Raw genomic sequence first — 25,562 nt, 5'->3', positions numbered from 1 at the left:
GATCAACCCTTCATGCTGTCGATTTCGGCGACATTGATCGTGCTGCGGTTACGGAACAGCAGGACCAGGATCGCCAGGCCGATGGCGGATTCCGCCGCGGCCACGGTGAGGATGAAGAACACGAAGACCTGGCCGCCGACGTCGCCGAAGAAGCGCGAGAAAGCCACGAAGTTGGTGTTCACCGCCAGGAGCATCAGCTCGATCGCCATGAGCAGCACGATCACGTTCTTGCGGTTGATGAAGAGTCCGGCGACCGCGATACAGAAGAGGATCGCGCCGAGGACGATGTAATGGGAAAGCGTGATCACTTGGCGTTCTCCTGCGTCGGGTCGACCACCGGGGCCGGTGCGGGCGCCGGGCTGACGGAAGCCATCGTTTCGGTGGCCACCTTCACCACGCGGACGCGGTCGGTGGCGTGCACGGCCACCTGCTGCGACGCGGTCTGGTGACGGACACCCAGGCGCTGGCGCAGGGTCAGGGCCACGGCGGCCACCACACCCACGGTGAGGATCAGTGCGGCGATCTCGAACGGGAGCAGGAAGTCGGTATAGAGCGCCTGGCCCAGCCAGGCCACGTTGGACTCGCCGGCCGGGTTGGGACCGAGCGTGTGCGCGTGCATGGCCTTCACGCCGATCATCGCCAGCATCTCCACCAGCATGACCAGCGCCACGATGATGCCCACCGGCAGGTAGCGGATGAAGCCCTCGCGGACCACCTCCTGCTTGATGTCCAGCATCATGACCACGAACAGGAACAGCACCATGACCGCGCCGACGTAGACCACCACCAGGGCGATGGCCAGGAACTCGGCCTCGGCCAGCAGCCACACGCAGGCCATGCTGAAGAAGGTCAGCACCAGCGAGAGCACGGCATGCACCGAGTTCTTCACGCTGATGACCATCAGCGCGCCGATGACGGCGATACCCGCGAACAGGTAGAAACAGATGAGTTGGAGCAGATCGGTATTCATCGCGTGATTTCTCCGGGCGCCTCAGCGGTAAGCCGCGTCTTGCGCGCGGGCGGCAGCGATGTCCTGCTCGAAGCGGTCGCCGATGGCCAGCAGCTGGCCCTTGGTGACCACGTTCTCGCCGCGATGTTCGAAGTGGTACTCGTGCACGTGCGTCTCCACGATGGAATCGACCGGGCAGCTCTCTTCGCAGAAACCGCAGAAGATGCACTTGAACAGGTCGATGTCGTAGCGCGTGGTGCGACGCTGGCCGTCTTCCGGGCGCGGGGCCGAGTCGATGGTGATCGCCAGCGCCGGGCACACCGCCTCGCACAGCTTGCAGGCGATGCAGCGCTCTTCGCCGTTGGCGTAGCGACGCAGCGCATGCAGGCCGCGGAAGCGGTTGGACTTGGGAATGTGCTCGAACGGGTAGCGCATGGTGTACTTCGGGCTGAACATGTAACGCATGGTCAGGCCCATGCCGGCGAACAGCTCGAGCAGCAGCAGGCTCTTGAGGTAATGGATAACGCGGGTCATGGCGATCAGGCTCCCGTGCCGAGGTGGACCCAGCCGAAATATTTCATGCAGCCGGCAACGAGGACCCAGACGATGGTGATGGGGATGAAGACCTTCCAGCCGAGACGCATGATCTGGTCGTAGCGGTAGCGCGGGAAGCTGGCGCGGAACCACAGGAACAGGAAGGCGAAGAAGAAGGCCTTGATGAACAGCCAGTGGAAACCGCCGTGGCCCAGCAGGCCCCAGGATTCCGGGAACGGCGACAGCCAGCCACCCATGAAGAAGATCGAGGTCAGGAAGCTGACCAGGATCATGTTGGCGTACTCGGCCAGGAAGAACAGCGCGAACGGCGAGCCGGAGTATTCGACGTGGAAACCCGCGACGATCTCGGATTCGCCTTCGGCCACGTCGAACGGCGCGCGGTTGGTTTCCGCGACACCCGAAACGAAGTAGATGACGAACACCGGCAGCAGCGGCAGCCAGTACCAGGTGAAGAAGTTGCCCGACTGCGCGTTGACGATGGCGGACAGGTTGAGGCTGCCCGTCAGCACCAGCACGCAGACGATCGACATGCCCATGGCCAGCTCGTAGGAGATGACCTGGGCCGCCGCGCGCATGGCACCGAGCATCGCGTAACGCGAGTTGGACGACCAGCCGGCGAGGATGATGCCGTAGACGCCCATCGAGGTCATCGCAAGCAGGTACAGCACGCCAGCGTTGACGTTGGCCAGCACCACTTCAGGACCGAACGGCACCACGGCCCAGGCGGCCAGTGCCGGCACCAGGGCCAGCAGCGGGGCCAGGTAATACAGCGCCCGGTTGGCGTTGGTCGGAAGGATGACTTCCTTCAGGAGCAGCTTCACCACGTCGGCGAAGGCCTGCAGCAGGCCCGCGGGGCCGACCTTGTTGGGCCCCATGCGGACGTGCATCCAGCCCAGCACCTTGCGCTCCCACCAGACGAAGAGTGCGACGCCGATGACCAGCGGCAGCACGATCGCCAGGATGTAGAGGATCGGCAGCAACAGGTGGTCGAAGAGTTGATCGGCCATGGGTTATGCCTTGCTCACGGTGATGGCCGCGCCGTACGGGGGCAGCATGGCGGTTTCGGAATGCGCGGCTTCGATCCAGACGGCACCGGCCGGCACCGCCTCGTCGAACACCACGGGCAGCACGCTGTCGCCGATGCGCGCGTTGGCGCCATCGGCAAGACCCAGCCTGCCCGCCTCGTCCGCACCGATGCGGAGGGCCGCGGGGCGGTTGAGCGGATGCGCGTTCAGTGCACCGGCGCGACGCAGAACCGCGTCGCCGCGGTAGATCGGCGTGGTGGCCAGGCGCGACAGCGTGACACCCGAGGTACGCGGGGCGAGCACCTGACGGAGGTCGGTCGCGCGCTCGGTCACACCCTCGCGAAGACCGGCGAGGTCTTCGAACTCGAAGCCGGGCACGTTCAGCAGGCCGCCCAGTGCACGCAGCACCTTCCAGCCCGGACGGGCGTCGCCGGGAGCCTTGGCGCCCGCGACCACGGTCTGGGCCGTGCCTTCGACATTGACCAGGGTCGCGTCGATCTCGGGCGTGAGGCCGATCGGCAGGATCACATCGGCCGAGTCCTTCAACGCCTCGCTGGCATAGGCCGCGAAGGCCACCACGGTCTGCGCCGAATGCATCGCCTGCTGCGCGAGCGCACCGTCGGCGAAGTCGTGCGGCGGCTCGACGTTGTAAAGGATGTAACCCTTGCGAGCCTGGGCCAGCATGCCGCGTGCATCGAGACCGCCCGAACCGGGCAGCACGCCCACGGACGAAAGGCCCAGAGCGTTGGCGCCGACCGGGATCTCGTTGAACGCCGCGCCGGCTGCCTGGGCGATGAAGCGCGCGATGGCACGCAACCACGAGGCTTCCGGATGGGTGACCGCGGCTTGCCCGAAGATCACGATGGCCTGGTCACCCAGTGCCTTGAACGCGTCGCGATGGGCGTCGGTGGTCTCGACGCCGTTCAGCGCGGAGGCCAGGGCGTCCGGCACCGTGGCGCTGTGCTCGCCGGCGGCCTTGGCCAGCACCAGCAGCTCGTCGACCAGCGCATGCGGCGCGGCCACCGACTCGCCGGCCAGCGGGTAGTTGAAGTTGAAGTGTGCGGGGTTGACCGCATACACCTTGGCCCCCTTCTTCACCGCCTGGCGCAGGCGATGGTTCAGCAGCGGCACTTCGTGGCGCAGGTCGGAGCCGACCAGCAGCGCCGCCTTCACCTTGTCGATCGAGGCGATCGGCGAGGCGAACGGCCGCGCGAACGCGTTGTCGGCGAAGTCGAGCTGGCGCAGGCGGTGATCCACATGGGCACTGCCCAGGCCGCGCGCGAGGCGGACGATCAGCTCGCCTTCTTCGTTCGACGTGGCGCCGTGCACCAGCACGCCGAGGTCGGCACCGGAGACGCTCTTCAGCGACTCGGCGGCCACGGCCAGGGCGTCGTCCCACGTGGTGGCGGCCCACTGCCCGTTGCGCTTGACCATCGGCGTCTTCACGCGATCGGCGGCGTACAGGCCCTGGTGGCTGTAGCGGTCGCGGTCGGACAGCCAGCACTCGTTGATCGTTTCGTTGTCGCGCGGCACCGTGCGCAGCACTTCGCCGCGGCGCGCATGCAGCCACAGGTTGGAGCCGAGCGCGTCGTGGTAGGCCACCGATGGGCGGGCGATCAGCTCCCAGGCGCGTGCCTGGAACTGGAACGGCTTGTTGGTCAGCGCGCCCACCGGGCAGACGTCGATGATGTTGCCCGACAGCTCGCTCTCGATGGTCTTGCCGATGTAGGTGCCGATCTCGAGGTTTTCACCGCGGCTCATGCCACCCAGTTCGTACGTGCCGGCGATCTCGCTGGTGAAGCGGACGCAGCGCGTGCACTGGATGCAGCGGGTCATCTCGGTGGCGATCAGCGGCCCGATGTTCTCGTCGGCCACCGTGCGCTTGCGCTCGGTATAGCGCGAGACCGAACGGCCGTAGCCCAGCGAGACGTCCTGCAGTTCGCACTCGCCGCCCTGGTCGCAGATCGGGCAGTCCAGCGGATGGTTGATCAGCAGGAATTCCATCACGTTGCGCTGCGACTTCAGCGCCTTGTCCGAGCGCGTGAACACCTTCATGCCCTCGCCCACCGGCGTGGCGCAGGCCGGTGCCGGCTTGGGCATCTTCTCGATTTCCACCAGGCACATACGGCAGTTGGCGGCGATCGGAAGCTTGCGGTGGTAGCAGAAGCGCGGGATGGCGATACCGACGGCATCCGCCGCCTGGATGATCATCGACCCCTTGGCTACCTGCACCGGTACGCCGTCGATCTCGACATTGACGAGATCCGGCGCGGCATTGGCTACGGGCTGCGCACTCATGCAGCGACTCCAGTGGTGACCGTGCCGGCGGGGCCGTCGACGATCGACCGGCCATGCGTCACGTAGTATTCGAATTCGTGCCAGAAGTGGAACAGGAAGCCCTGCACCGGCCACGCCGCGGCTTCGCCGAACGCGCAGATGGTGTGACCTTCGATCTGGCCCGCGATGGCCTTGAGGCGGTGCAGGTCGTCTTCCGTGCCCTTGCCGTCCACGATGCGCGACAGCACGCGGTGCATCCAGCCGGTGCCTTCGCGGCACGGGGTGCACTGGCCGCACGACTCGGCCATGTAGAAGCGCGAGATGCGATGGCAGGCGCGCACCATGCAGGTGGTGTCGTCCATCACGATGACCGCGCCGGAGCCCAGGCCCGAACCCGCCTTCTGCAGCGAGTCGTAGTCCATGGTGCATTCCATGATCTTCTCGGCCGGCAGCACCTTCATCGAGGAGCCGCCCGGGATGCACGCCTTGAGCGTGCGGCCTTCGCGCATGCCGCCGGCCATCTGCAGCAGGTCGGCGAACGGCGTGCCCAGCCGGATCTCGAAGTTGCCCGGCTTGGCGACATGGCCGGACACCGAGAAGATCTTGGGACCGCCGTTGTTCGGCTTGCCGATGTTGAGGAACCACTCCGCGCCGTTGCGCAGGATGGCCGGCACCGAGGCGTAGGTCTCGGTGTTGTTGATCGTGGTGGGCCGACCGTACAGGCCGAAGCCGGCCGGGAACGGCGGCTTGAAGCGCGGCTGGCCCTTCTTGCCTTCCAGCGATTCCATCAGCGCGGTTTCTTCGCCGCAGATGTACGCGCCCGCGCCCAGCGCGTTGTAGATGTCCACGTCGATGCCGGTGCCGTCGATGTCCTTGCCCAGCAGGCCGGCCGCATAGGCTTCGGCCAGGGCTTCCTCGATGTGCTCGAACGGCTCGTGGTGGAACTCGCCGCGCAGGTAGTTGTAGGCCACCGTGGAGCCGGTGCAGTAGCAGGCGATCGCCAGGCCTTCGATGACGGCATGCGGGTTGAAGCGCAGGATGTCACGGTCCTTGCAGGTGCCCGGCTCGGATTCGTCCGAGTTGCACAGGATGTACTTCTGGCCGGGTGCCGTGCGCGGCATGAAGGACCACTTCAGGCCCGTGGGGAAGCCGGCGCCGCCGCGACCGCGCAGCGCGCTTTTCTTGATTTCCTCGATCAGCGCGGCGGGGTCCGGCTTCTCGGCCAGGATCTTGCGCCATGCCTTGTAGCCGTCCATCTTCTCGTAGCTGTCGAGCGCCCAGGGCTTCTCGAAATGCAACGTGGTGTAGACGACCTGGTGTTCCTGCGGTGCGGGTCCGACCGGACCAGTGGTGCTAGCCATTGCCCTTACCTCACTTCAGACCGTCGAGGATCGCGTCGACCGATTCGGTCGTCAGCTTCTCGTGGTAATGACCATTGACCACCATCATCGGCGCACCGGCACACGCGGCCAGGCATTCCTCTTCCTGCTTGAGGTAGACGCGACCGTCGGCGGTGCTTTCGCCCGTCCTGATGCCCAGTTTCTTCTCGCAGTGGCGCACGAGGCCCTCGGCCCCGTTCAGCCAGCACGAGATGTTCGTGCAGATGGCGACGTTGTTGCGGCCGACCGGCGAGGTCTCGAACATCGAGTAGAAGCTGGCGACCTCGTAGGCCCAGATGGGCGGCAGGTCGAGGTACCTGGCGACCGCGGTGATCAGTTCGTCGTTGAGGTAACCGACGTTCTGTTCCTGCGCCGCCATCAGCGACTGGATGAGGGCCGAACGCTTGCGGTCGGGCGGAAACTTGGACACCCAGTGGTCGATGTGCTGACGGGTGTGATCGTTGAGCACGGCAAGGGGATCGACGTCCTTGACCTGCTCGAAATGACCGGTGGCTTTCATGATTCAGTTCACTCCGTCGACTTAGCGGTCGACTTCGCCGAAGACGAGATCGTAGGTGCCAATCATCGCGACGACGTCGGCGAGCATGTGGCCCCTCACGATCGCGTCCATGGAAGACAGGTGCGCGAAGCCGGGCGCGCGCAGGTGCACGCGGAAGGGCTTGTTCGCACCGTCGGACACGAGGTAGCAGCCGAATTCGCCCTTGGGCGCCTCGACCGCGGCGTAGGTTTCGCCGGCGGGTACGCCGTAGCCTTCGGTGAAGAGTTTGAAGTGATGGATGAGCGCTTCCATGTCGTTCTTCATTTCTTCACGGCTGGGCGGTGCGACCTTGTAGTTCTGCACCATCACCGGACCGGGGTTGGCCTTGAGCCAGGCCACGCACTGCTTGATGATCGCGTTGGACTGGCGCATCTCCTCGACGCGGACCAGGTAACGGTCGTAGCAGTCGCCGTTGACGCCCACCGGGATATCGAAATCCATGTCCGCATAGGCGGCGTACGGCTGCTTCTTGCGCAGGTCCCAGGCGATACCCGAACCGCGCAGCATCGCGCCGGTCATGCCCCAGGCCTGGGCCTTCTCGGGCGGAATGACGCCGATGCCCACCGTACGCTGCTTCCAGATACGGTTGTTGGTCAGCAGCGATTCGTATTCGTCCACGCGCGCCGGGAAGTCGTTGGTGAACTCCGTGAGGTAGTCCAGCATCGAGCCTTCGCGCCAGGCGTTCAGGCGCTTCAGGTCGCCACCCTTGTGCCAGGGTGACTCGCGGTACTTCGACATCTGCTCGGGCAGGTCGCGGTAGACGCCGCCGGGGCGGTAGTACGTGGCGTGCATGCGCGCGCCCGACACCGCCTCGTACACGTCCATCAGTTCCTCGCGCTCACGGAACGCGTAGAGGAACACGGCCATGGCGCCCAGGTCGAGCGCGTTCGAACCCACCCACATGAGGTGGTTGAGGATGCGGGTGATCTCGTCGAACATGGTGCGGATGTACTGCGCACGCACCGGCGCCTCGATCCCCATCAGGTTCTCGATGGCGCGCACGTAGGCGTGCTCGTTGCACATCATCGACACGTAGTCGAGGCGATCCATGTAACCGATGGACTGGTTGAACGGCTTGGACTCGGCCAGTTTTTCCGTACCACGGTGCAGCAGGCCGATGTGCGGATCGGCGCGCACGATGGTTTCGCCGTCCATCTCCAGCACCAGGCGCAGCACGCCGTGCGCAGCGGGATGCTGCGGGCCGAAGTTCATCGTGTAATTGCGAATTTCTTCCACGGCTTAGTTCTCCCGCCAGTGATCGGCGGATTCCGCCCTGGCCTGATCGAGGTCGGCATCGTTGCGGATCGTGCGCGGCACCAGCACGCGCGGCTCGATCGAGACCGGTTCGTAGACGACACGCTTCTGCTCGGGGTCGTAGCGGACCTCGACATTGCCGATGAGCGGGAAATCCTTGCGGAACGGGTGACCGACGAAGCCATAGTCCGTGAGGATGCGGCGCAGGTCGGGGTGGCCGTCGAAGATGATGCCGAACAGGTCGAAGGTTTCGCGCTCGAACCAGTCGGCGCCGGGGAAGATCGGCGTGATCGACGGCACCACCGGGAACGCGTCGTCCTCGCAGAACGCGCGCAGGCGGATGCGCTGGTTCAGCTCGATCGACAACAGGTGGATGACGGCGGCGTAGCGACGCGGCTGCTCGACCTGGCGCGGACGTTCCGCCCAGGTGAAGCGGCCCGCGCCCTGGCCTTCGACGCCGCGCGAGAAGCTTTCGCCGTGCGCGGTGTCGGTATCCCACTCGGTCTGGCCGTAGCTGAGGTAATCCACGCCACACACGTCGATGATGATGGTGAAGCGGAAGCCGGTCTCGTCGCGCAGCGCCGTGGCGACGGCGGTCAGGTCGCGCGGGGACACCTCGGCGGTGACCTCGTTGCGCTCGACCTTCACCGTCAGCATGTCGCCGAAACGCGCGGCGAGGCGTTCGACCAGCGAGGTCTCGTTAGTAACGCTCATGTTCGAAAGCCCTGTTCAGCGCGCGATCGTGTGGGTGCGGCGGATCTTTTTCTGCAGCTGCAGGATGCCGTGGATCAGCGCTTCGGCCGTCGGCGGGCAACCCGGCACGTAGATGTCCACCGGCACGACGCGATCGCAGCCGCGCACCACCGAATACGAATAGTGGTAGTACCCGCCGCCGTTGGCGCAGGAACCCATCGAGATGACCCACTTCGGCTCGGGCATCTGGTCGTAGACCTTGCGCAGCGCCGGGGCCATCTTGTTGACCAGCGTACCGGCCACGATCATGACGTCGGACTGGCGCGGGCTGGGACGGAACACGACGCCGAAGCGGTCGAGGTCGAGGCGCGCGGCACCCGCGTGCATCATCTCGACCGCGCAGCAGGCCAGGCCGAAGGTCATCGGCCACATGGAGCCGGTGCGCGCCCAGTTCATCAGTGCGTCGATGCTGGTCACGCCGAAACCGCGGTTGGCCACCGGCGCGTCGCCGTTGGGACGCAGGATGTCGTCGACGAGGTTGAGCGGCGCCGGGTTGTGCATCACCCGGTCGATGGTGGTCATCACTCCCATTCGAGCGCTCCCTTCTTCCAGACGTAAGCGAAGCCGACGACGAGCAGCGCGAGGAACAGCGCCATCTCGACCAGGGCGATCAGGCCGATCTTGTCGAACACCACCGCCCACGGAAACAGGAAGGCGATTTCGAGATCGAAGATGATGAAGAGGATGGCGATGAGGTAATAGCGCACGTCGAACTTCATGCGCGCGTCTTCGAAGGCCTCGAAGCCGCACTCGTAGGGCGAGAGCTTCTCGGCATCGGGACGACGCGGGCCGGCGAGCATGCCGAGCGTCATGAGCACGACGCCCAGGCCGACGGCGACGCCGATGAACAACAGGACGGGCCAATATTGGGCAAGCACGATGCTGCGTACCTCCGCGCCTCACTGGGCGCATCAGTGACCGTCGACGGGGACGAGCGGTCCGGCTAGGGTCGCCGAAGCTTTTTTCGAATCGATCCAAACGGGCCGATCCGTGTCGACGCGATGGGCGCGCCAACGACTCCGGATATCCACAATCTCACGTTGGGGAACCGGACTATTGTACCAGTGCGTGCAGGTATACCTACAAGCCTTAATGCGGGAAAAACATCGCCGCAAGGCGGAAAAGCGGTAGTCGCGACGCATTCGCGGCATTTTGCCGTCACGCCGCCTGCACGGGGCTTCGGACGGCGCGCCCGGTCACATCGTCTGCGTGGGGCGCTCGGAGGCCAGGCTGCCGGCGAGCAGGGCCTCGATCCGCTGGCGGGCGGCCTCGCTCTCCGGCGATTCGCTGAACTGGATGCCGACGCCAGCGGTACGGTTGCCCTGGGCACCCACCGGCGTGATCCAGACCACCTTGCCCGCGACCGAAAGGCGCTCGTTCTCGTCGATCAGGGTGACCAGCAGGGCCACTTCATCGCCCAGGCCGTAGCGCTGGGCGGTGGGCGCGAACAGCCCGCCGGTCTTCAGGAAGGGCATGTACGCGATGTACAGCGCGTTGACGTCCTTGATCTTCAGCGAAAGGATGCCCTGACGCGGCGATGAGGCGGTGGCGTTCATGCAAGCGATTTCCCCGTATTGAGGGCCATCCTAGCTAGCCGACCGGCCGGGCTACAAGCCCGGCGGGCTCCGGCGCCTCGCAGGCCCAGCCGTAATGGTCGTAGATCCACGGCGTGGCCAGGTCGGCGGTGAGCTTGACGAAGGCCGGGCCGGGCGCGTCGCGCAGGCGCAGTTGCCATCCGCCGTCCACGAGTTCAACGGGCGCCTTGCGCCATGGCCATGTCACCACGCCCTGCCCGTCGGCCAGCACGATGCGCAGCCGGCGGCGTGCCAGCACGCCCGGATGCCACGGCAAGGGCAGCAGCCCCGTGCCCGGCGCCGCGGCCGGGCGGTCGAAGCGCTCGGGGCGCGACGCCACGCCGAGCATGCGCTTGCGACTCAGAGCCACCTGCGTCTCGTGCTCCAGCACGGCGGCCAGCTTGGTCGCCTGGCGCTCGGCATCCAGGTCGGGAACGATCAGGTCGTCCGGCGCGCTGCGCTCGATACCGTGCACCATATAAGTGAGGATATCGGCCGTCGAGCCGGCGGCCGCCAGGGCCAGGCGCGCCAACACATGGGCGGAGCCATGGTCCGGATGCGCGTCGCCCAGATCGGGAATGACCACCAGCGTGGGGCGCACGCGCTCGATCACCCGCTTGACGGAGGCCAGGGCCGTCGCGTGCCGCAGGCGCAGCTCGTCGGTGACCTGCATGTCGTGCCAGCCCAACGCGTGCAGCTGGTCGGGCGGGACGCCCAGCCGACCCAGCGCGCCGGCAACCTCGCGGCGGCGGCGTGCGCCCCAGCGGCGGCGGGCCGCCGCATCGATGATCACGCGGCGCTCCAGCCAGCGCTGGGGCCAGGGGTTGTCGTCGCCATCGGTCAGCAGCAGGACGTCGGCGCGGCCACCCTGGGCCAGGGTGCGCTGGATGAGCATGCCGGCAGCCAGCGACTCGTCGTCCGGATGCGGGGCGACGACGAGCAGGCGGGTGCCGCCGTCGATGACGGGGTCGCGATACAAAGCGGATTCCTTGCACATCATTATGACAGGCGCATTAAGACCGACAGGCCGATAAGGCCGCGTCAACGCCAGGCCGCGAGCAGTTCGAGCAGGATCAGGTCGACACGCAGGGGCCCGCGCAGGGCATCCCGCGCCCGGTTGGCCCGGCCGTACCACTGATCGAGGGTTTCGTCGTCCAGCTGGCTTTCCAGCGGCGCCGGGGTGCCCGCGGTGCGGGCGCGCAGTTCGTCGGCCACGGCCTGCGCGGCGAACCATAGGTAGCGTGCGGGCTGGGCGGCCTGCCAGCGCTTGATCACCTCCATGGCGTCTCCGCGGCCGGCCGCCAGGCCCCGCAGATCCTTGCGCACCTCGTCGCGCTGGCGAAGGGCGCCGTCGGCGGCCCACTCGCGCGCCATGCCCGGATTGCCACCGGCGGCATCCAGCGCGGCGGACGCATCGGCCACGCCCTCGCCCGCCAGCCATGCGAGCGAAACGTCCCGCGAGGGCACCAGGAAATCGACGCGCTGGCAGCGGCTGCGGATCGTAGCGGGAAGCCGGGCCGGCTCGTCGGCCACCAGCACCAGCAGCGTGGCCGGCGTGGGTTCCTCCAGCGTTTTCAGCAGGGCGTTGGCGGCGGCCGCGTTCATGGCGTCGGCCGGGTCCACGGTAGCGACCTGCCAGCCGCCGAACTGGCTGGACATGGCCAGCCGCTGGGACAGGTCGCGAATCTGGTCGACGACGATCTCGCTGCGGGTGACGCCGTCCTTGCGCAGGCCGAACGACAGGGTCACCCGGTCCGGATGGGTGCCCGCCGCCAGGAACTGGCAACTGCGGCACTGTCCGCACGGGACGCCGTTGACCGGCTGCAGGCAGAGCAGTCCGCGGACGAACACCGAGAGGAAATCCCGCTTGCCCAGCCCGGCGGGGCCGGCCAGCAGTAACGCATGGGGCAAGGCGTCACGGTCGCGACGGGCCTGCAGGCGATCCCAGGCCTCGGCGTGCCAGGGGCGCAGGCCGGCGTCGTGCGGGGGGGTGGTTACTGGCATCGCTTCAACTGGTAGCAGGCCACGGCCCGGTTGTGTTCGTCGAGGGTGTCGGAGAAAACATGGCTGCCGTCGCCACGGGCGACGAAATACAGCGCCTTGCCGTCGGCGGGATGCAACGTCGCCTCGATCGCCGCGCGACCGGGCAGCGCGATCGGGGTCGGCGGCAGGCCCACCCGCGTATACGTATTGTAAGGGGTATCGGTGGTGAGGTCGCTCTTGTGGATCTTGCCCGCGTACGCCGCGCCCATGCCATAGATCACGGTCGGGTCGGTCTGCAACAGCATGCGCCCCTCCAGCCGTAGCATGAACACGCCGGCGATGCGCGGACGCTCGTCCGCCCTGCCCGTTTCCTTCTCGACGATGGACGCCAGGATCAGCGCCTCGTACGGCGAGGCCAGCGGCAGGTCGGGCGCGCGAGATGCCCACGCCATGTCCAGCGTCTTGCCCATCGCCACGTAAGCCCGCTTGAGGATGCTCGAATCCTTGTCGCCCTTGACGTAGGCATAGGTCTCCGGAAGGAAACGCCCTTCCGGGTTGTCGTCCTCCGGGCCGCCGACCAGCCGCATGATGGCGGCATCGTCGAGCCCGGCGGTGTCGTGCGTGAGCACGGGTGCCGCGGCCAGCGTGCGACGCAGGTCGGCGAAGGTCCAGCCGTCCACGATGGTCAGGTTGCGCTGCATGACCCGGCCGTTGGCCATGTCGCCCAGCAGGTCACGCGGCGTCATGCCCGGACGCAGGGCGAACTCGCCGGCATGGAGCCTGCCGGCCACGCGCATCTCCATGGCCAGCAGCCGCCAGTAGAACGGCGAAGCGCGGGTGGCGCCGCGCGAACGCAGGTCGCGCACGATGTCCCGGAACGACGCGCCGCGCGCCACGTCGATGCTCTGCCCGGTGGAGGCGACGGCCAACGGCTTACGGGCGAAGCGCGCCCAGTCGAACCATAGCCAGCCGCCCGCAAAGATACCTCCCAGCAATACGAGCAGGAGGACGACACGCCACCGGGCGAAGCCGCGCATCAGAGGCGACGGAATACGAGCGTGCCGTTCGTGCCGCCGAAGCCGAACGAGTTGGATACGACGACGTCGATATCCGCCTTCTCCGCCTGGTTGGGCACGAGGTCCATGCCGAGGGCAGCGACCTCCGGGTCCACCGTTTCAAGGTTCATCGTCGGCGGCATGATGCCGTCGCGGATGGCCATGATCGAGAAGATGGCTTCCACGCCGCCCGCGGCACCCAGCAGGTGACCGGTGACCGACTTGGTCGAGCTGACCGAGAAGGCACCCTTCTTCGTGGCGTGCTCGCCGAATACGTTGCGGATGGCCTTGGCTTCGCCCAGATCGCCCACCGGCGTGGAGGTGCCGTGCGCGTTGACGTAGCGGACATCCTCGGCCTTCAGACCGGCGTCGTGCAGCGCGTTGCGCATGGCCAGTTCCGCACCGTCGCCGCTGGGCGAGGTGATGTGGAAGGCGTCGCCGCTCATGCCGAAGCCCACCAGTTCCGCGAGGATGGTGGCACCCCGCGCCTTGGCGAACTCGTATTCCTCGAGCATCAGCATGCCCGCGCCGTTGGACAGCAGGAAGCCGTCACGCCCCGTGTCCCACGGACGGCTGGCGTGCACCGGGTCGTCGTTGCGCGTGGACATGGCCTTGGCCGAGCAGAAACCCGCCATGGCCGTGGGCGTGGTGGCGAACTCCGCACCGCCGGCGATCATGGCATCCGCATCGCCGTACTGGATCAGGCGCATGGCCATGCCGATGTTGTGCGCGGCCGTGGTGCACGCCGATACCAGGGCGATGTTCGGGCCCTTCAGGCCGTGGTAGATCGACAGGTTGCCGGCCACCATGTTGATGATCGAGCTGGGCACGTAGAACGGCGAAACCTTGCGCGGACCCTTCTCGGCCAGCTCCAGCGCCGTGCCCTCGATGGTGTGCAGGCCACCGATACCGGCACCGGCCGCGACGCCGATGCGGCCCGCGTTCTCGGCCGTGACGACCAGGCCCGACTGACGGAAGGCATGCGTGCCGGCGACGATGCCGTAATGAATGAACGGATCCATCCGCTTGAAGTCCTTCGCCACGGAGCGCCGCTCGTCGTCGGGCATGTCGGTGCCGACGAAGAAGGCATCCACGGGGTCGAAGCCCTTGACCTCACCCGCGATGCGGGTGGAGTAGGCGGTGGCATCGAATTCGGACACCGGACCGATGCCGCTGTTGCCTTCGACCACGTTCTTCCAGGCGGTGGCCACGTCGTTACCGACCGGCGAAATGATGCCCATGCCGGTTACTACCACACGTCGCTTACTCATGCGTTCTCATCCTCAACTGTTTCCGCACACGGACCATACGCGGGCGCAGGTTGTGTTTGCCGCAAACGAAAACTGCGCCGTTAGGCGCAGCTTCCATGTCGCTCGGAGATCGACGGGAGGCGGACCTCCGATCGACACACCGCCGCCGGGTCGGGACTTATCAGGCCTTGCCGGGAGCGTGGGCCGTAACGTAGTCGATAGCCTGCTGGACGGTCGTGATCTTCTCGGCTTCTTCGTCCGGGATCTCGCACTCGAACTCTTCTTCGAGGGCCATCACGAGCTCGACGGTGTCGAGGGAATCGGCGCCGAGATCGTCAACGAACGAAGCGTTGTTGGTGACTTCTTCTTCCTTAACGCCAAGCTGCTCTACGACGATCTTCTTGACACGCTCTTCGATGGTGCTCATGTTGCCTTTACCTCCCGAGGGAAAAATTCGGCGGCATTGTAGTCGCTAAGGCGGGAGCCCGCCAATACAACGCCACCACGTAGATAACGCCTGGCTTTTCTGGGCCAGGCGCGAAACGGCGATTGTCTCTCAAAAACGTGCCGGTGGCGACTGCCACCGGCAACGAACGTCAAGGCATGTACATGCCACCGTTGACATGCAGCGTCTCACCGGTGATATAGCGGGCCGCCGGCGAGGCCAGGAAGGCCACCGCCTGGGCGATATCGTCGGCATCGCCCAGATGACCCAGGGCGATCCCGGCCAGCAGACCGGCGCGCTGCTCATCCGGCAGGGCGCGCGTCATGTCCGTATCGATGAAGCCCGGGGCCACGACATTGACGGTGATGCCGCGCGACCCGATCTCGCGGGCCAGCGACTTGGAAAACGCGATGATGCCGGCCTTGGCGGCGGCGTAGTTGGTCTGCCCGGGGTTGCCCGTCAGGCCCACCACGGAGGCGATGCTGATGATGCGGCCCTTGCGCGCCTTCATCATGCCGCGCATCACCGCCTTGGAGGTGCGGAACACCGAGGTGAGGTTGGTATCCATGATCGCGCTCCAGTCCTCTTCCTTCATGCGCATGAGGAGCTGGTCACGGGTGATGCCGGCATTGTTCACCAGGACGGACACGGTGCCGGACTCCTTGCCGATGGCCTCGACCAGCGCCTCGATGGCCGCCGGATCGGTGACGTCCAGCACGCGGCCATGGCCGCCGTGGGGCTGCAGGCGCTGCCCGATGGCGTGCGCACCCGCTTCGCCGGTCGCCGTGCCGAACACGGTGGCGCCCTGGGCCGCGAGAAGGTCGGCAATGGCCGCACCGATACCCCGGCTGGCGCCGGTGACGAGGGCGACTTCGCCCTTGAGGGTCTGGGTCATGGGAATATCCTGTCGTACCTGGGAAGGGAGGGGGTAACGCGGTCAGGCCTGCACGGCGGCGAGCGCGGCATCGAGGTCGGCCGACGTGCCGAGCGGCCTGGCATCCACCGCCTTGTCGATACGCTTGATCAGGCCGGCAAGCACCTTGCCCGGCCCGCATTCCAGCGCCTGGGTGACGCCCGCGGCCGCCAGGGCCTGGACGCACCCGGTCCAGCGGACGGGAAGGTAGAGCTGGCGCATGAGGGCACCGCGAATATCCTCGACGGACGTGTGCACGGTGGCGTCGGCATTCTGCACCACCGGGATCGCGGGCATGCGCCAGGCCATATCGGCCATCCGCTCACCCAGGCGATCCGCCGCGTCGCGCATCAGCATGCAATGCGAGGGGACCGAGACGGCCAGCTTGACGGCCTTCTTCACGCCCAGCTCGGCCAGCCGCGCCAGCGCACGATCCACCGCCTCGGCGTGGCCCGCGATGACCAGCTGCCCGGGCGAGTTGAAATTGGCCGGGGCCACCACCTGGCCCTGGGCCACTTCTTCGCAGACCTGGGCGATCTGGGCATCGTCGCCGCCCAGGATGGCCGCCATGGCACCGACCCCAGCGGGCACGGCCGCCTGCATCAGCCGACCCCGCTCCGCGACCAGCGCGGCGGCATCGGTGAGCGACACGGCACCCGCGGCAACCAGCGCGCTGTACTCGCCCAGGCTGTGGCCCGACAGCAGGGCCGGCGTGGCACCGCCCTGCTTCACCCATACGCGCCAGACGGCGACACTGGCGGCCAGCAGCGCGGGCTGGGTGTTCTCGGTGCGGTTGAGACTTTCTTCCGGCCCGTCCTGACTGATCTGCCAGAGATCCACCCCCGCGCCGGCCGACGCCTCCTCGAACGTGGCGCGGACGTCGGGATGGGCGGCGGCGAGATCGGCGAGCATCCCGATCGACTGCGATCCCTGACCGGGGAAGACAAAGGCAAGCGAGGCACGGGGTGCGGTCATCGATGGGGCTTCCGGAGCGTCAAACCGCGAATGGTGCCAGCAACCCGGGGAGGAATGCACCATTCGCGGGCGTGTGGTGACGCCCTATCCCTCAGTAGCGCAGCAGCGCCGACGCCCAGGTGAAGCCGCCGCCGAAGGCCTCCAGCAGCAGGTTCTGCCCCCGCTTCACCTTGCCGGAGCGGATGGCGTAGTCGAGTGCGAGCGGCACCGAGCCCGACGAGGTGTTGGCATGCTTGTCGACGGTCACGATGACCCGGTCCATCGACATGTTCAGGCGCTTGGCCGTCGCCTCGATGATGCGCAGGTTGGCCTGGTGGGGAATCAGCCAGTCCACTTCGTCTTCGGTCATGCCGGCGTCGGCCAGCGTCTCGCCGACCAGGGCATCCAGCGTCTTGACGGCCACCTTGAAGACCTCGCGGCCCAGCATGGTGATGCGCACGCCGTGGTTGGGGCCGTCGGTGAAGCCGGCGGACACGCCCACGGGATTGAACAGCAGGTGCTTGAACCCGCCGTCGGCGCGCATGCGCGTGGTGTAGATACCCGGTTCGTCGGAGGCGTCGAGCACCACGGCACCCGCGCCGTCACCGAACAGGACGCAGCTTTCGCGCTCGGTCCAGTCGACCATGCGGGTGAGCGTTTCGGCACCGATCACCAGGGCCTTCTTCGCCTGGCCGCTGCGGATGAACGCATTGGCCACGCCCAGCGCGTAGACGAAGCCCGAGCATGCCGCGTTGACGTCGAACGCGGCGCAGCCGTTCGCGCCCAGCCGATGCTGGACCAGGCAGGCGGTGGACGGAAAGATGAGGTCGGGCGTGGTGGTGCCGAGCACGATCAGGTCGATGTCCGCGGCCTTGACGCCGGCGGCCTCGAGCGCACGTTGCGCGGCGAGGAAGGCCAGGTCGCCGGTGGTTTCACCGTCGGCGGCAATGTGGCGCTCGGTGATACCCGTGCGGGTGCGAATCCATTCGTCGCTCGTCTCGACGATCTTTTCGAGATCGGCATTGGTCAGCACTTTCTCGGGAAGCGCACTGCCGGTACCGATGATGCGGGCGTATTTCAGATCCGTATCCCCATCGTTATCTATGTCCTGAAACGCAAAACGGCGCGTTGCCGCGCCGCCTGCGTTCCGATCGCCCCCAGAGGGGAGCGGATCAGTCTTCGACTTCGACCGCACCGCGGGTGTCGATGACCTTCTTGCCGCGGTAGAAGCCATCCTTGGTCACGTGGTGACGCAGGTGGACTTCACCGCTGGTCGGATCGGTCGACAGCTGCACGGTCGTGAGCGCGTCGTGCGAACGACGCATGCCGCGGGTGGAAGGGGTCTTGCGGCTCTTGGCAACGGCCATGGCTAATCTCCAGCGAAATTACTTGATGAGTCCGCGGAGTGCCGCGAACGGGTTATCGGTTTTATCCTGCGAGGGTTCTTCTTCCTCGCCGGCTCCAAGCATGTCGTCGGGCAACTCGTAGTCCGGATTGACCGGAACCAGGGGCAGCACCAACAGCAGTTCATCTTCGATCGTGGCACGAGGATCGAGCTTGCCGTCTTCTTCGACCAGCAAGGCCTCATACCCCGGAGGAAGCCCGGCTTCCTCGTTCTCATGCACGATCAGCCCGAGACGTGTATCGACTTCGACCGTCAGCACGAACGGTTCGAGCGAGCGCTGACAGATGAGGGTCAACGGCGCTGTCGCACGCACGGCTACGTATTTGCTGCCGAAGTCGTCGGTGCCGAAGTCCAGTTCATAGGTTACGTCACCCTCGGTGGACGCAATGACCTCGCCGAGGCGGGTGAACGCCGACACGGGAAGCTGACCCTGGAACGAACGCCGCGCACGAACTTCGCGCCAGGCGTCCACGGACGATGGCAAAGTCACGGACATAATCGGGAAATGGTAGGCATCAACACTCTTGAAGTCAACCGGTTAGATGACGCGGCACGCGGTGAGCCCGGTTTTGCGCCGACGCACGGCTTTCGTGCAGACTTCCCGCTGGCCGCCCCAGGCGGCGCGGATGCCCGACAGGGCGAAAGAGGCTGCGTGTTTTCCTTTGCTTATTATGCACTTGCTGCTGTCGTGGCGCTAGCCGTCGGCGGTTGCGCCTGGGTGGTGCGGCATCAGCGCGTCCGGCGCCGGCATGGTGCCCTGCAAAGCCTGATGGACAACGCCGACCGGCTGGAAGTCGACCTCAAGGACTGCCGCGACCGGCTCCAGCGCGCGCATGCCGTCATGTCGGTCAGCCCGGACGTGCCCGCCGCGGGCGAGGTCGAGGCCCAGCAGGCGGTGGATTCGGGCCTGCGCGCCCTGCTCCAGCAGCGCCTGTGGATTCGCGACCGTGGCGGCGATGCCAGCCAGCGGGAGCTGGACGATGCCGTCGCGGCGCTGGTCCGCGCCAGGCACCAACTGGAACCGCGCCTGCGCGCGCTGGACGACGCCCAGGCGGCGCTGGACACGGCGGTCCGCGACCACATCCACAAGGACTTCTGACATGCCCTCCCCACTCGTCGTGCTCGCCTCCACCTCGCGCTATCGCGCGGCGATGCTGAGCCGGCTACTCGATCACTTCGACCAGGCGGCGCCCGGCACCGACGAAGCGGCGCACCCCGGCGAAGCCCCCGCGACACGCGCGGCACGGCTGGCCGAGGCCAAGGCACGCGCCGTGGCCGGCCAGCGCCCCGGCGCCGTCGTGATCGGGTCGGACCAGGTCGCCGACCTGGACGGCACCGTGCTGGACAAACCCGGAGGTGCCGACGAGGCCCGGCGACAGCTGGCGGCCAGCTCCGGCCGCGAGGTGGTGTTTCATACCGCCGTCTGCGTGATCGACGCCGCGGGCAAGGCACTCACCCACATCGACGAGACCCGGGTCACGTTCCGCACGCTGACCGCCGACACCATCGAACGCTACGTGGCTCGCGAGCAACCGCTCGACTGCGCGGGCAGTTTCAAGTGCGAGGGCCTGGGCATCGCGCTGTTCGAGCGCATCGCCAACCACGATCCGACCGCGCTCGTGGGCCTGCCCCTGATCGCCACGGCGCGGATGCTGCGCGCGGCGGGTATCGCCCTGCCCTGACGGCGCTGCCGCCGCCATCAACCGCCGGCACGGATCGCGGCCTGCCACACGGCGCAGGCGTCGGTATCGACCGGTCCGTGCGCCGGGATGGTCGCCCGATACAGCGCGAACCGGCGGCGCCCGTCGAACAGGTCACGCCGCGCGACCGTGTCGCCGACCGCGACGCGCGTGCACAGTGAGCCGAGCCACGCGCGCCGTTCCCGCTCGCGCAGGGCGGTTTCGTCCACGACCAGCAGCAGCGGCGCGCCGGCATGCGCGGCCAGCCCCCTTTCGTCCAGGCCCCAGTCGGATAGTTGCGGTGCACGACCGTGCTTGGTGTTGAGCGGACTGTCCAGGCTGTAGACGGTGCGGTCCCCACCGAGCGCGAAACGCAGCTCCGCCGCCAGCATGAAATTGTCCGCCACCAGCAGGGTGTCGGGGTGGTCGCGCAGGAACGGCGCCACGGCCGCGGACGATTCCCGCCAGCCGGTGAAATTGGACGGAAACGCCTTCACGCCGGAGAGCACACGGGCGCCCGAAGGCGACGCGGCCAGCGCCAGGTAACCGAGGCCGATCGCCAGACCCAAGGCGGCCAGACCGAAGGCGGCGAAGGTAAATCGTCGGCCACCCCGCGACGCATCCCGCAGCAACAGCGGCAGGCCGGCACACAGCAGCGCGTAGGCCGGCAGCGGCCAGTGCGCACGGAAGCGCACGTCGTCGGCGAACAGGCCCAGCCCGAAGTAGCCGAGCACGAAGCTTCCCGCCAGCACCGCAATCAGGTCGAACGGCGCGTCGTCGCGACGACACCATGCACGCCACAGCGCCCACATCGCCGCGGCCCAGGCCAGTGGCGTGCAGGCCACCGCCTGCTCCAGCGGCTGCACCAGGGCATCGGCATGGAACTGCCAGGGATTGCGCTCGACCAGTTGGAACGCCAGGCCCGCGCCGTGCGATGCCAAGTTGTAGAACAGCAGCGGCAGCAGGCCGATCGCCGCGATCGTCATCGCCAGCCACAACCCCGGCCGCCGCCACTGCTGCCGGCCACGGGGTGTCACCAGCAGGAACAGCAGCCCGCCGAGCATCGGCATCGCCGCGCGGTAGTGGGTCGCCCAGGCGATGCCCAGGCCGACGCCGAGCACGACCCAGTCGCGAATACGATTTTCCTCAAGCGCCGCGACCAGGCCCTGGGTGGCGAGCACGATAGCGAAGGTCAGCGGCACATCCGGCAGCGCCAGCACACCCAGCGAGCCGATCAACGGCAGGCACAGGGCGAACGTTGCCGCCTGCCAGCGCGCGTGCTCGCCACCGTAGCGTCGCGCGATTGCGCCAACCTGCCAGGGCAGCAGCGCGCCGATGAGCAGGAACGGCAGGCGCAGCGGCAGAAGGCCATGGCCGAAGCAGGCCTCCGACACGGCGATCAGCCACGCGGTCAGCGGCGGAAGATCGCTGTAGCCCCAGGCGGGCGCCAGGCTTTCCTGCCAGTAGAAGGCTTCGTCACCAAAGGGCGACAGGGTGCATGCGATGACGAGCTTGCCCAGGCAGACGACGGCGAAGAGGACCAGGAAGGCGCCTCGCCACGATCGCGCGGGCGCCGCTACACTGAATCCATCCTGCTTCGACAGGGCCCGCCCGGGGAGCTTACGCATCGATCATGTCCGCCACGCATCCGCTCAACGATGAAATGCTTCGCCACCGGCTCGACGCCGCGCTGGCCCAGGTCAATGGCGTGCTGCTGGGCAAGCCGCGCCAGGTCAAGCTGGCCTTCACCTGCCTTGTAGCCGGCGGGCACCTGCTGCTGGAAGACGTGCCGGGCGTGGGCAAGACCACGCTGGCGCACGCACTGGCCGCCACGTTCGATCTCGAATTCCAGCGCATCCAGTTCACCAGCGACCTCCTGCCTTCGGACATTATCGGGGTCAGCGTGTACGAGCGCGAGACCGGCGAATTCCGCTTCCATCCCGGCCCCATCTTCACCAGCCTGCTGCTGGCCGACGAGATCAACCGGGCCACGCCCAAGTCGCAGAGCGCGCTGCTCGAAGCCATGGCCGAAGGACAGGTCACCGTCGATGGCGTGACCCACGCACTGCCACGGCCGTTCTTCGTGGTCGCCACGCAGAACCCGATCGACCTGGCGGGTACCTTCCCCCTGCCCGATTCGCAGCTGGACCGCTTCATGCTGCGGCTCAGCCTCGATTACCCCGACCCGGCCGCGGAACGCGCGCTGCTCACCGGCGAAGATCGCCGCGACATGATGGCCACGCTGCGTCCGCGCCTGGACATCGCCGCCATCGACCAGCTGCATGCCGCCGCGCAGGCGATCAAGGTCACCGGCACCCTGCTCGACTATCTGCAGGCGCTGCTCGCCGCCAGCCGCAAGCATGGCGACGTGCGGGTCGGCCTGTCGCCACGCGCGGGCCTGGCGCTGCTCGCCGCCGCCCGTGCCTGGGCGATGCTGAGCGGCCGCGACTACGTCATTCCCGAAGACGTGCAGGCGGTGTTCGTGCCCATCGCGGCGCATCGCCTGGTGCCGGGTCGCGGCGGCCAGCGCGAGGCGATCGCCCGCAGCATCCTGGCCGACACCGCGGTGCCCTGATGCCGGACGCGGTGCAGCGACTCACCGCCTGGGCGGAGCGCCGCCTGCCTTCGCTCACGCGGCTACGCCCCCGTGAGTCGCTGCCGATCCAGTTGCACCGTCGTCGTATCTACATCCTGCCCACGGGGTTCGGCCTCGCGTTCGCCGTGCTGCTGGGCGTGATGTTGATCGGTGCACTGAACTACGCCAACAATGCCGCGCTCCTGCTCACCTGCCTGGTGGGATCGGTGAGCGCGGGAAGCATGCTGGTGGCTTTCCGGGTACTCAACGGGCTGACCATCGGCGGGCTGCGCGCCGGCTCCGCGCGCGCCGGCGAAACCCTGCGCGTGTTCCTCGACATCGGCGCTTCGCAGCGCGAACGCATGGCGGTGCGCCTGGATGTCGAAGGCCGCGAGCATGTCGTCGTCGTGCCGGCCGGCGGCAGCGTCACCGTCGAGTTCGACCTGCCGACCGCCTTCCGCGGATGGCAGGCCGTGCCGCGCATGCGACTGCACAGCCGCTGGCCGCTGGGCATGTTCCGCGTCTGGAGCTGGCTACACCCTGATCGCGCCCTGCTGGTCTACCCGCGCGCCGAAGGCATGGGCCCGGCACCGTTCGAACCGCAGGGCGATGCCGATCGCGGACGACCGCGACCCGGCGACGAGCTGGCGTCGCTGCGCGACTACCGTGCGGGCGACCCACGCCGCCTGATCGCCTGGAAGCCGAGTGCGCGACACCACTCGCTGTTGGTGAAGGACATGGAGCAACCCGCGCCACAGGAAGACTGGCGCCTGGACTGGGACAGCATGCACGGGCTGGACGACGAGACGCGCATCTCCCGACTGGCCCGCTGGGTGGACGAAGCACACGCCTCGGGCCGGCGCTGGAGCCTCAGGCTTCCGGACGGCTATTTCGACATCGCCCAGGGTGACGAGCACTACCATCGCTGCATGACGGCGCTGGCGTTGCGCCCATGAGCCGCTTCCGCCTGTCGCTGCGCCAGCGCCCCTCCAGCGAGCCGTCACTGACACCGCGGTCGTTCGACCTGCTGTGCCTCACCATGGCCTTCGTGCTCGGCGTGCATGCGCCGCACCTGCCCTGGTGGCTGACGGTCGGCCTGGCCGTGGTGCTGGGCGCACGCTGGCAACAACGCCGCCGCGGCGGTCGCCACGCGCCGATCTGGATCAAGCTGCCCCTGATCGGCCTGCTGCTGGCGCTGGTGATCCTCACCTACGGCAGCCTGTTCGGCCGCGAGCCGGGCAGCGCGTTCGCGGTGGGCCTGCTGGTGCTCAAGCTGCTGGAAAGCGACCACCTGCGCGATGCGCGCGTCGGCGTGGCGTTCGCCGCGTTCGCCCTCATGAGCGCCCTGTTGTTCGACCAGGGCATCGTCGCCACGGCGATCGTGGCGGCCGGTGTCGTGCCCGCGATGATGACGCTGCGTGCGCTGGAAACGGCCGGGCCGCGCTCGCCTTCCTGGCGTGTCGAACTCACCCCGGTACTGCTCGCGCTGCTGGTGTCGGTGCCGCTGGCGCTGTTCGCGTTCCTGTTCATTCCCCGCCTCAGCTCGCCCCTGTGGGGCGCACCGACGATGGACCGCGCCACCACGGGGCTGTCCGACCGCATGGCGCCGGGCGACATGGCCGAGGTGCTCACCGACGACACGCCCGCCATGCGGGTGACCTTCGACGGCCCCACGCCGATCGCGTCGTCGCGTTACTTCCGGGCCTTCACCATGACCCGGTTCGACGGCCAGGCCTGGAGCCCCGGCTTCGGCGGCCGCGACATCGGCTCGCTGGAGGGCCAACCGCGTTTCCGCTACCGGGTCACCCTGGAGCCGACCCGGGAGCGCGTACTGCCCCTGCTCGACATGCCCGTGGACGCGCCCACGGACGCCACGCTGCGCGGCGATCGCACGGCCGTGGCCAACCAGCGCCTGGAGAAGACCTACAACTACGAGGCGAGTGCCGTTGCCGACTACCGTCTCGATGCCGCGCTGGATCCGCGGATGCGTCGCGCCACGTTGCAGCTGCCCGACCGCGTCGGCCCCCGTGCGCGCGCCCAGGCCGCCGCGTGGGTGGCCCAATACGGCAGCGATGCCCCGGCGATCGCCCGCGCGGCGCTGGCAATGTTCCACGATGGCGGCTTCCGCTACACGCTGGCCGCCGCGCCGCTGGGCCGCGATCGCATCGACGATTTCCTGTTCGGCACCCGCGAAGGCTACTGCGAGCACTACGCCTCGACGTTCACCTTCCTCATGCGCGCGGCGGGTATTCCGGCGCGTGTCGTCACCGGATACCAGGGCGGTTACTGGAATTCGCTCGGCCACTATCTGCTCGTCCGCCGCGCCGATGCGCATGCCTGGACCGAACTGTGGATCGAGGGCCGCGGCTGGGTCCGCTTCGACCCCACGGGGGCCGTGCGCCCCGAGCGCGTCACCCTGGGCGCCGCGGCGGCTGCCGCAGGTGACGGCGGCGGTGGCAGCCTGTTCGACGCCGCCTGGTGGCGCAACACACGCGATCGCTGGGATGTGGTCAACCAATGGTGGAACCAGGCCGTTAACGGTTTCGATTCGCTTCGCCAGCAAGGTCTGCTGCAACCGTTCGGCATCCGCCGTGCGGATGTGGGAGACCTCGCCCTGGTCCTCGCGGTCGGTTTTGCGGTGCTGGTGGCGGGTGCCCTGGGCTGGGCACTGTTCCAGCGTCGTGAAGGCGATGTGCTGGATGCGTCGATGCAGCGGCTGCGGCGCAAGCTGGCCAGGGCTGGTGTCACCCGACGCGCGGGCGAAGGACCCAGGCATTTCCTTGCCCGTGCCGCCCGCGCGCTGCCGGAACACCGAAATGCCTTGGAAAGGTTGAGCGAGGTCTACTTGCGCTCGCGTTACGCCCATGACAAACCGCCGCCTGAACTGGTCACCGAATTCAGGCGCGGGGTGGACGAATTAAAGACGCGCCGCGTGGTCAAATAGGTCATGGTGTCGGCTGTGTCCGGCACCCCTGGGA

At 67.6% G+C, this 25,562-nt stretch carries 28 protein-coding genes; 5 read left to right on the top strand and 23 right to left on the bottom strand.

The window, feature by feature from the left end; all coding sequences use genetic code 11:
• Positions 1–2: 2 nt before the first annotated feature.
• The 22 genes from nuoK to AB8808_RS07570 all read right to left on the bottom strand — a co-directional run bounded on the left by nuoK (position 3) and on the right by AB8808_RS07570 (position 18,748).
• On the bottom strand, positions 3–308 hold the full coding sequence (nuoK, locus tag AB8808_RS07675; protein ID WP_036112219.1) for an NADH-quinone oxidoreductase subunit NuoK: 306 nt from the start codon (positions 306–308) through the stop codon (positions 3–5).
• Positions 305–970, bottom strand: a complete 666-nt coding sequence (locus AB8808_RS07670) for an NADH-quinone oxidoreductase subunit J (RefSeq protein WP_369928166.1) — start codon at positions 968–970, stop codon at positions 305–307. The genes nuoK and AB8808_RS07670 overlap by 4 nt, the downstream gene beginning before the upstream one ends.
• A 21-nt stretch (positions 971–991) precedes the next feature.
• Positions 992–1,483 carry an NADH-quinone oxidoreductase subunit NuoI gene (gene nuoI, locus AB8808_RS07665; protein WP_036112213.1) on the bottom strand — a complete coding sequence of 164 codons (492 nt, stop codon included), beginning with the start codon at positions 1,481–1,483 and terminating at the stop codon, positions 992–994.
• A gap of 5 nt (positions 1,484–1,488) precedes the next feature.
• Positions 1,489–2,511: an NADH-quinone oxidoreductase subunit NuoH gene (nuoH, locus tag AB8808_RS07660; protein WP_285400869.1), complete on the bottom strand. Its 1,023-nt coding sequence runs from the start codon at positions 2,509–2,511 to the stop codon at positions 1,489–1,491.
• Positions 2,512–2,514: 3 nt separating this feature from the next.
• Entirely contained in the window at positions 2,515–4,827 is a 2,313-nt protein-coding gene (nuoG, locus tag AB8808_RS07655; RefSeq protein ID WP_369928163.1) for an NADH-quinone oxidoreductase subunit NuoG, read from the bottom strand.
• Positions 4,824–6,167, bottom strand: coding sequence for an NADH-quinone oxidoreductase subunit NuoF (gene nuoF / locus AB8808_RS07650; protein WP_369928161.1), 1,344 nt, complete (start codon positions 6,165–6,167; stop codon positions 4,824–4,826). The genes nuoG and nuoF overlap by 4 nt, the downstream gene beginning before the upstream one ends.
• Positions 6,168–6,177: 10 nt before the next feature.
• Positions 6,178–6,705 carry an NADH-quinone oxidoreductase subunit NuoE gene (gene nuoE, locus AB8808_RS07645; RefSeq protein WP_369928159.1) on the bottom strand — a complete coding sequence of 176 codons (528 nt, stop codon included), beginning with the start codon at positions 6,703–6,705 and terminating at the stop codon, positions 6,178–6,180.
• A 21-nt stretch (positions 6,706–6,726) separates the two neighbouring features.
• Positions 6,727–7,956: an NADH-quinone oxidoreductase subunit D gene (locus tag AB8808_RS07640; RefSeq protein ID WP_285401204.1), complete on the bottom strand. Its 1,230-nt coding sequence runs from the start codon at positions 7,954–7,956 to the stop codon at positions 6,727–6,729.
• A gap of 27 nt (positions 7,957–7,983) precedes the next feature.
• A complete protein-coding gene (locus AB8808_RS07635; protein WP_369928156.1) occupies positions 7,984–8,712 on the bottom strand; it encodes an NADH-quinone oxidoreductase subunit C in 729 nt (242 codons plus the stop codon).
• A gap of 15 nt (positions 8,713–8,727) precedes the next feature.
• Positions 8,728–9,282, bottom strand: coding sequence for a NuoB/complex I 20 kDa subunit family protein (locus tag AB8808_RS07630; RefSeq protein WP_369928154.1), 555 nt, complete (start codon positions 9,280–9,282; stop codon positions 8,728–8,730).
• Entirely contained in the window at positions 9,273–9,629 is a 357-nt protein-coding gene (locus tag AB8808_RS07625; RefSeq protein WP_036142456.1) for an NADH-quinone oxidoreductase subunit A, read from the bottom strand. Before AB8808_RS07625 ends, AB8808_RS07630 begins: the two co-directional genes overlap by 10 nt.
• A 318-nt stretch (positions 9,630–9,947) precedes the next feature.
• Entirely contained in the window at positions 9,948–10,307 is a 360-nt protein-coding gene (locus AB8808_RS07620) for a PilZ domain-containing protein (protein ID WP_036142459.1), read from the bottom strand.
• 34 nt (positions 10,308–10,341) lie between these two features.
• Positions 10,342–11,304, bottom strand: coding sequence for a PIG-L deacetylase family protein (locus tag AB8808_RS07615; RefSeq protein WP_369928151.1), 963 nt, complete (start codon positions 11,302–11,304; stop codon positions 10,342–10,344).
• A gap of 62 nt (positions 11,305–11,366) precedes the next feature.
• Positions 11,367–12,329 carry a DNA polymerase III subunit delta' gene (holB, locus tag AB8808_RS07610; RefSeq protein WP_369928149.1) on the bottom strand — a complete coding sequence of 321 codons (963 nt, stop codon included), beginning with the start codon at positions 12,327–12,329 and terminating at the stop codon, positions 11,367–11,369.
• Positions 12,320–13,345: an endolytic transglycosylase MltG gene (gene mltG, locus AB8808_RS07605; RefSeq protein ID WP_369928147.1), complete on the bottom strand. Its 1,026-nt coding sequence runs from the start codon at positions 13,343–13,345 to the stop codon at positions 12,320–12,322. The genes holB and mltG overlap by 10 nt, the downstream gene beginning before the upstream one ends.
• Positions 13,345–14,634: a beta-ketoacyl-ACP synthase II gene (fabF, locus tag AB8808_RS07600; protein ID WP_369928144.1), complete on the bottom strand. Its 1,290-nt coding sequence runs from the start codon at positions 14,632–14,634 to the stop codon at positions 13,345–13,347. The genes mltG and fabF overlap by 1 nt, the downstream gene beginning before the upstream one ends.
• 160 nt (positions 14,635–14,794) lie before the next feature.
• Positions 14,795–15,040, bottom strand: coding sequence for an acyl carrier protein (gene acpP, locus AB8808_RS07595; protein ID WP_369928142.1), 246 nt, complete (start codon positions 15,038–15,040; stop codon positions 14,795–14,797).
• A gap of 169 nt (positions 15,041–15,209) precedes the next feature.
• Positions 15,210–15,953: a 3-oxoacyl-ACP reductase FabG gene (gene fabG / locus AB8808_RS07590; RefSeq protein ID WP_369928140.1), complete on the bottom strand. Its 744-nt coding sequence runs from the start codon at positions 15,951–15,953 to the stop codon at positions 15,210–15,212.
• Positions 15,954–15,995: 42 nt separating this feature from the next.
• Positions 15,996–16,946, bottom strand: coding sequence for an ACP S-malonyltransferase (gene fabD / locus AB8808_RS07585; protein WP_369928138.1), 951 nt, complete (start codon positions 16,944–16,946; stop codon positions 15,996–15,998).
• A 91-nt stretch (positions 16,947–17,037) separates the two neighbouring features.
• The gene (locus tag AB8808_RS07580) at positions 17,038–18,006 is read right to left on the bottom strand and encodes a beta-ketoacyl-ACP synthase III (protein ID WP_369931345.1); all 969 of its coding nucleotides are present in this window, start codon (positions 18,004–18,006) and stop codon (positions 17,038–17,040) included.
• A gap of 91 nt (positions 18,007–18,097) precedes the next feature.
• The gene (rpmF, locus tag AB8808_RS07575; RefSeq protein ID WP_036112167.1) at positions 18,098–18,292 is read right to left on the bottom strand and encodes a 50S ribosomal protein L32; all 195 of its coding nucleotides are present in this window, start codon (positions 18,290–18,292) and stop codon (positions 18,098–18,100) included.
• An 18-nt stretch (positions 18,293–18,310) separates the two neighbouring features.
• Positions 18,311–18,748: a YceD family protein gene (locus tag AB8808_RS07570; RefSeq protein WP_345782875.1), complete on the bottom strand. Its 438-nt coding sequence runs from the start codon at positions 18,746–18,748 to the stop codon at positions 18,311–18,313.
• A gap of 351 nt (positions 18,749–19,099) precedes the next feature.
• Between AB8808_RS07570 and AB8808_RS07565 the strand changes: the two genes are divergently transcribed.
• Both AB8808_RS07565 and AB8808_RS07560 read left to right on the top strand, forming a co-directional pair.
• Positions 19,100–19,429 carry a hypothetical protein gene (locus AB8808_RS07565; protein WP_506193246.1) on the top strand — a complete coding sequence of 110 codons (330 nt, stop codon included), beginning with the start codon at positions 19,100–19,102 and terminating at the stop codon, positions 19,427–19,429.
• 1 nt (position 19,430) lies between these two features.
• Positions 19,431–20,012 (top strand): Maf family protein, encoded by a 582-nt coding sequence (locus tag AB8808_RS07560; protein WP_369928132.1) that lies wholly within the window; start codon positions 19,431–19,433, stop codon positions 20,010–20,012.
• Positions 20,013–20,029: 17 nt separating this feature from the next.
• Here the strand turns inward: AB8808_RS07560 and AB8808_RS07555 are convergent, their stop codons facing one another.
• The gene (locus tag AB8808_RS07555; protein WP_369928130.1) at positions 20,030–21,637 is read right to left on the bottom strand and encodes an ArnT family glycosyltransferase; all 1,608 of its coding nucleotides are present in this window, start codon (positions 21,635–21,637) and stop codon (positions 20,030–20,032) included.
• 5 nt (positions 21,638–21,642) lie between these two features.
• Between AB8808_RS07555 and AB8808_RS07550 the strand changes: the two genes are divergently transcribed.
• The 3 genes from AB8808_RS07550 to AB8808_RS07540 are packed head-to-tail and all read left to right on the top strand — an operon-like array spanning position 21,643 to position 25,528.
• Positions 21,643–22,584 (top strand): AAA family ATPase, encoded by a 942-nt coding sequence (locus AB8808_RS07550; RefSeq protein WP_036142486.1) that lies wholly within the window; start codon positions 21,643–21,645, stop codon positions 22,582–22,584.
• Positions 22,584–23,540: a DUF58 domain-containing protein gene (locus AB8808_RS07545; protein WP_369928127.1), complete on the top strand. Its 957-nt coding sequence runs from the start codon at positions 22,584–22,586 to the stop codon at positions 23,538–23,540. The genes AB8808_RS07550 and AB8808_RS07545 overlap by 1 nt, the downstream gene beginning before the upstream one ends.
• Positions 23,537–25,528 (top strand): transglutaminase TgpA family protein, encoded by a 1,992-nt coding sequence (locus AB8808_RS07540; protein WP_369928124.1) that lies wholly within the window; start codon positions 23,537–23,539, stop codon positions 25,526–25,528. The genes AB8808_RS07545 and AB8808_RS07540 overlap by 4 nt, the downstream gene beginning before the upstream one ends.
• Positions 25,529–25,562 lie beyond the last annotated feature (34 nt).

The sequence above is a fragment of the Xanthomonas sp. NCPPB 2632 genome, assembly GCF_041228075.2.
GTDB lineage: Bacteria > Pseudomonadota > Gammaproteobacteria > Xanthomonadales > Rhodanobacteraceae > Luteibacter.
Note: the sequence above shows the minus strand (reverse complement) of the source record. Positions and strands in the feature narration are given on the sequence as shown.

Coding starts and splice junctions, on each gene's coding strand:
- AB8808_RS07670 (WP_369928166.1), bottom strand. CDS start 970: ATGAATACCGATCTGCTCCAACTCATCTGTTTCTACCTGTTCGCGGGT.
- nuoI (WP_036112213.1), bottom strand. CDS start 1,483: ATGACCCGCGTTATCCATTACCTCAAGAGCCTGCTGCTGCTCGAGCTG.
- nuoH (WP_285400869.1), bottom strand. CDS start 2,511: ATGGCCGATCAACTCTTCGACCACCTGTTGCTGCCGATCCTCTACATC.
- nuoG (WP_369928163.1), bottom strand. CDS start 4,827: ATGAGTGCGCAGCCCGTAGCCAATGCCGCGCCGGATCTCGTCAATGTC.
- nuoF (WP_369928161.1), bottom strand. CDS start 6,167: ATGGCTAGCACCACTGGTCCGGTCGGACCCGCACCGCAGGAACACCAG.
- nuoE (WP_369928159.1), bottom strand. CDS start 6,705: ATGAAAGCCACCGGTCATTTCGAGCAGGTCAAGGACGTCGATCCCCTT.
- AB8808_RS07640 (WP_285401204.1), bottom strand. CDS start 7,956: ATGAACTTCGGCCCGCAGCATCCCGCTGCGCACGGCGTGCTGCGCCTG.
- AB8808_RS07635 (WP_369928156.1), bottom strand. CDS start 8,712: ATGAGCGTTACTAACGAGACCTCGCTGGTCGAACGCCTCGCCGCGCGT.
- AB8808_RS07630 (WP_369928154.1), bottom strand. CDS start 9,282: ATGGGAGTGATGACCACCATCGACCGGGTGATGCACAACCCGGCGCCG.
- AB8808_RS07620 (WP_036142459.1), bottom strand. CDS start 10,307: ATGAACGCCACCGCCTCATCGCCGCGTCAGGGCATCCTTTCGCTGAAG.
- holB (WP_369928149.1), bottom strand. CDS start 12,329: ATGCCAGTAACCACCCCCCCGCACGACGCCGGCCTGCGCCCCTGGCAC.
- mltG (WP_369928147.1), bottom strand. CDS start 13,345: ATGCGCGGCTTCGCCCGGTGGCGTGTCGTCCTCCTGCTCGTATTGCTG.
- fabF (WP_369928144.1), bottom strand. CDS start 14,634: ATGAGTAAGCGACGTGTGGTAGTAACCGGCATGGGCATCATTTCGCCG.
- acpP (WP_369928142.1), bottom strand. CDS start 15,040: ATGAGCACCATCGAAGAGCGTGTCAAGAAGATCGTCGTAGAGCAGCTT.
- fabG (WP_369928140.1), bottom strand. CDS start 15,953: ATGACCCAGACCCTCAAGGGCGAAGTCGCCCTCGTCACCGGCGCCAGC.
- fabD (WP_369928138.1), bottom strand. CDS start 16,946: ATGACCGCACCCCGTGCCTCGCTTGCCTTTGTCTTCCCCGGTCAGGGA.
- rpmF (WP_036112167.1), bottom strand. CDS start 18,292: ATGGCCGTTGCCAAGAGCCGCAAGACCCCTTCCACCCGCGGCATGCGT.
- AB8808_RS07565 (WP_506193246.1), top strand. CDS start 19,100: ATGGACAACGCCGACCGGCTGGAAGTCGACCTCAAGGACTGCCGCGAC.
- AB8808_RS07560 (WP_369928132.1), top strand. CDS start 19,431: ATGCCCTCCCCACTCGTCGTGCTCGCCTCCACCTCGCGCTATCGCGCG.
- AB8808_RS07555 (WP_369928130.1), bottom strand. CDS start 21,637: ATGCGTAAGCTCCCCGGGCGGGCCCTGTCGAAGCAGGATGGATTCAGT.
- AB8808_RS07550 (WP_036142486.1), top strand. CDS start 21,643: ATGTCCGCCACGCATCCGCTCAACGATGAAATGCTTCGCCACCGGCTC.
- AB8808_RS07545 (WP_369928127.1), top strand. CDS start 22,584: ATGCCGGACGCGGTGCAGCGACTCACCGCCTGGGCGGAGCGCCGCCTG.
- AB8808_RS07540 (WP_369928124.1), top strand. CDS start 23,537: ATGAGCCGCTTCCGCCTGTCGCTGCGCCAGCGCCCCTCCAGCGAGCCG.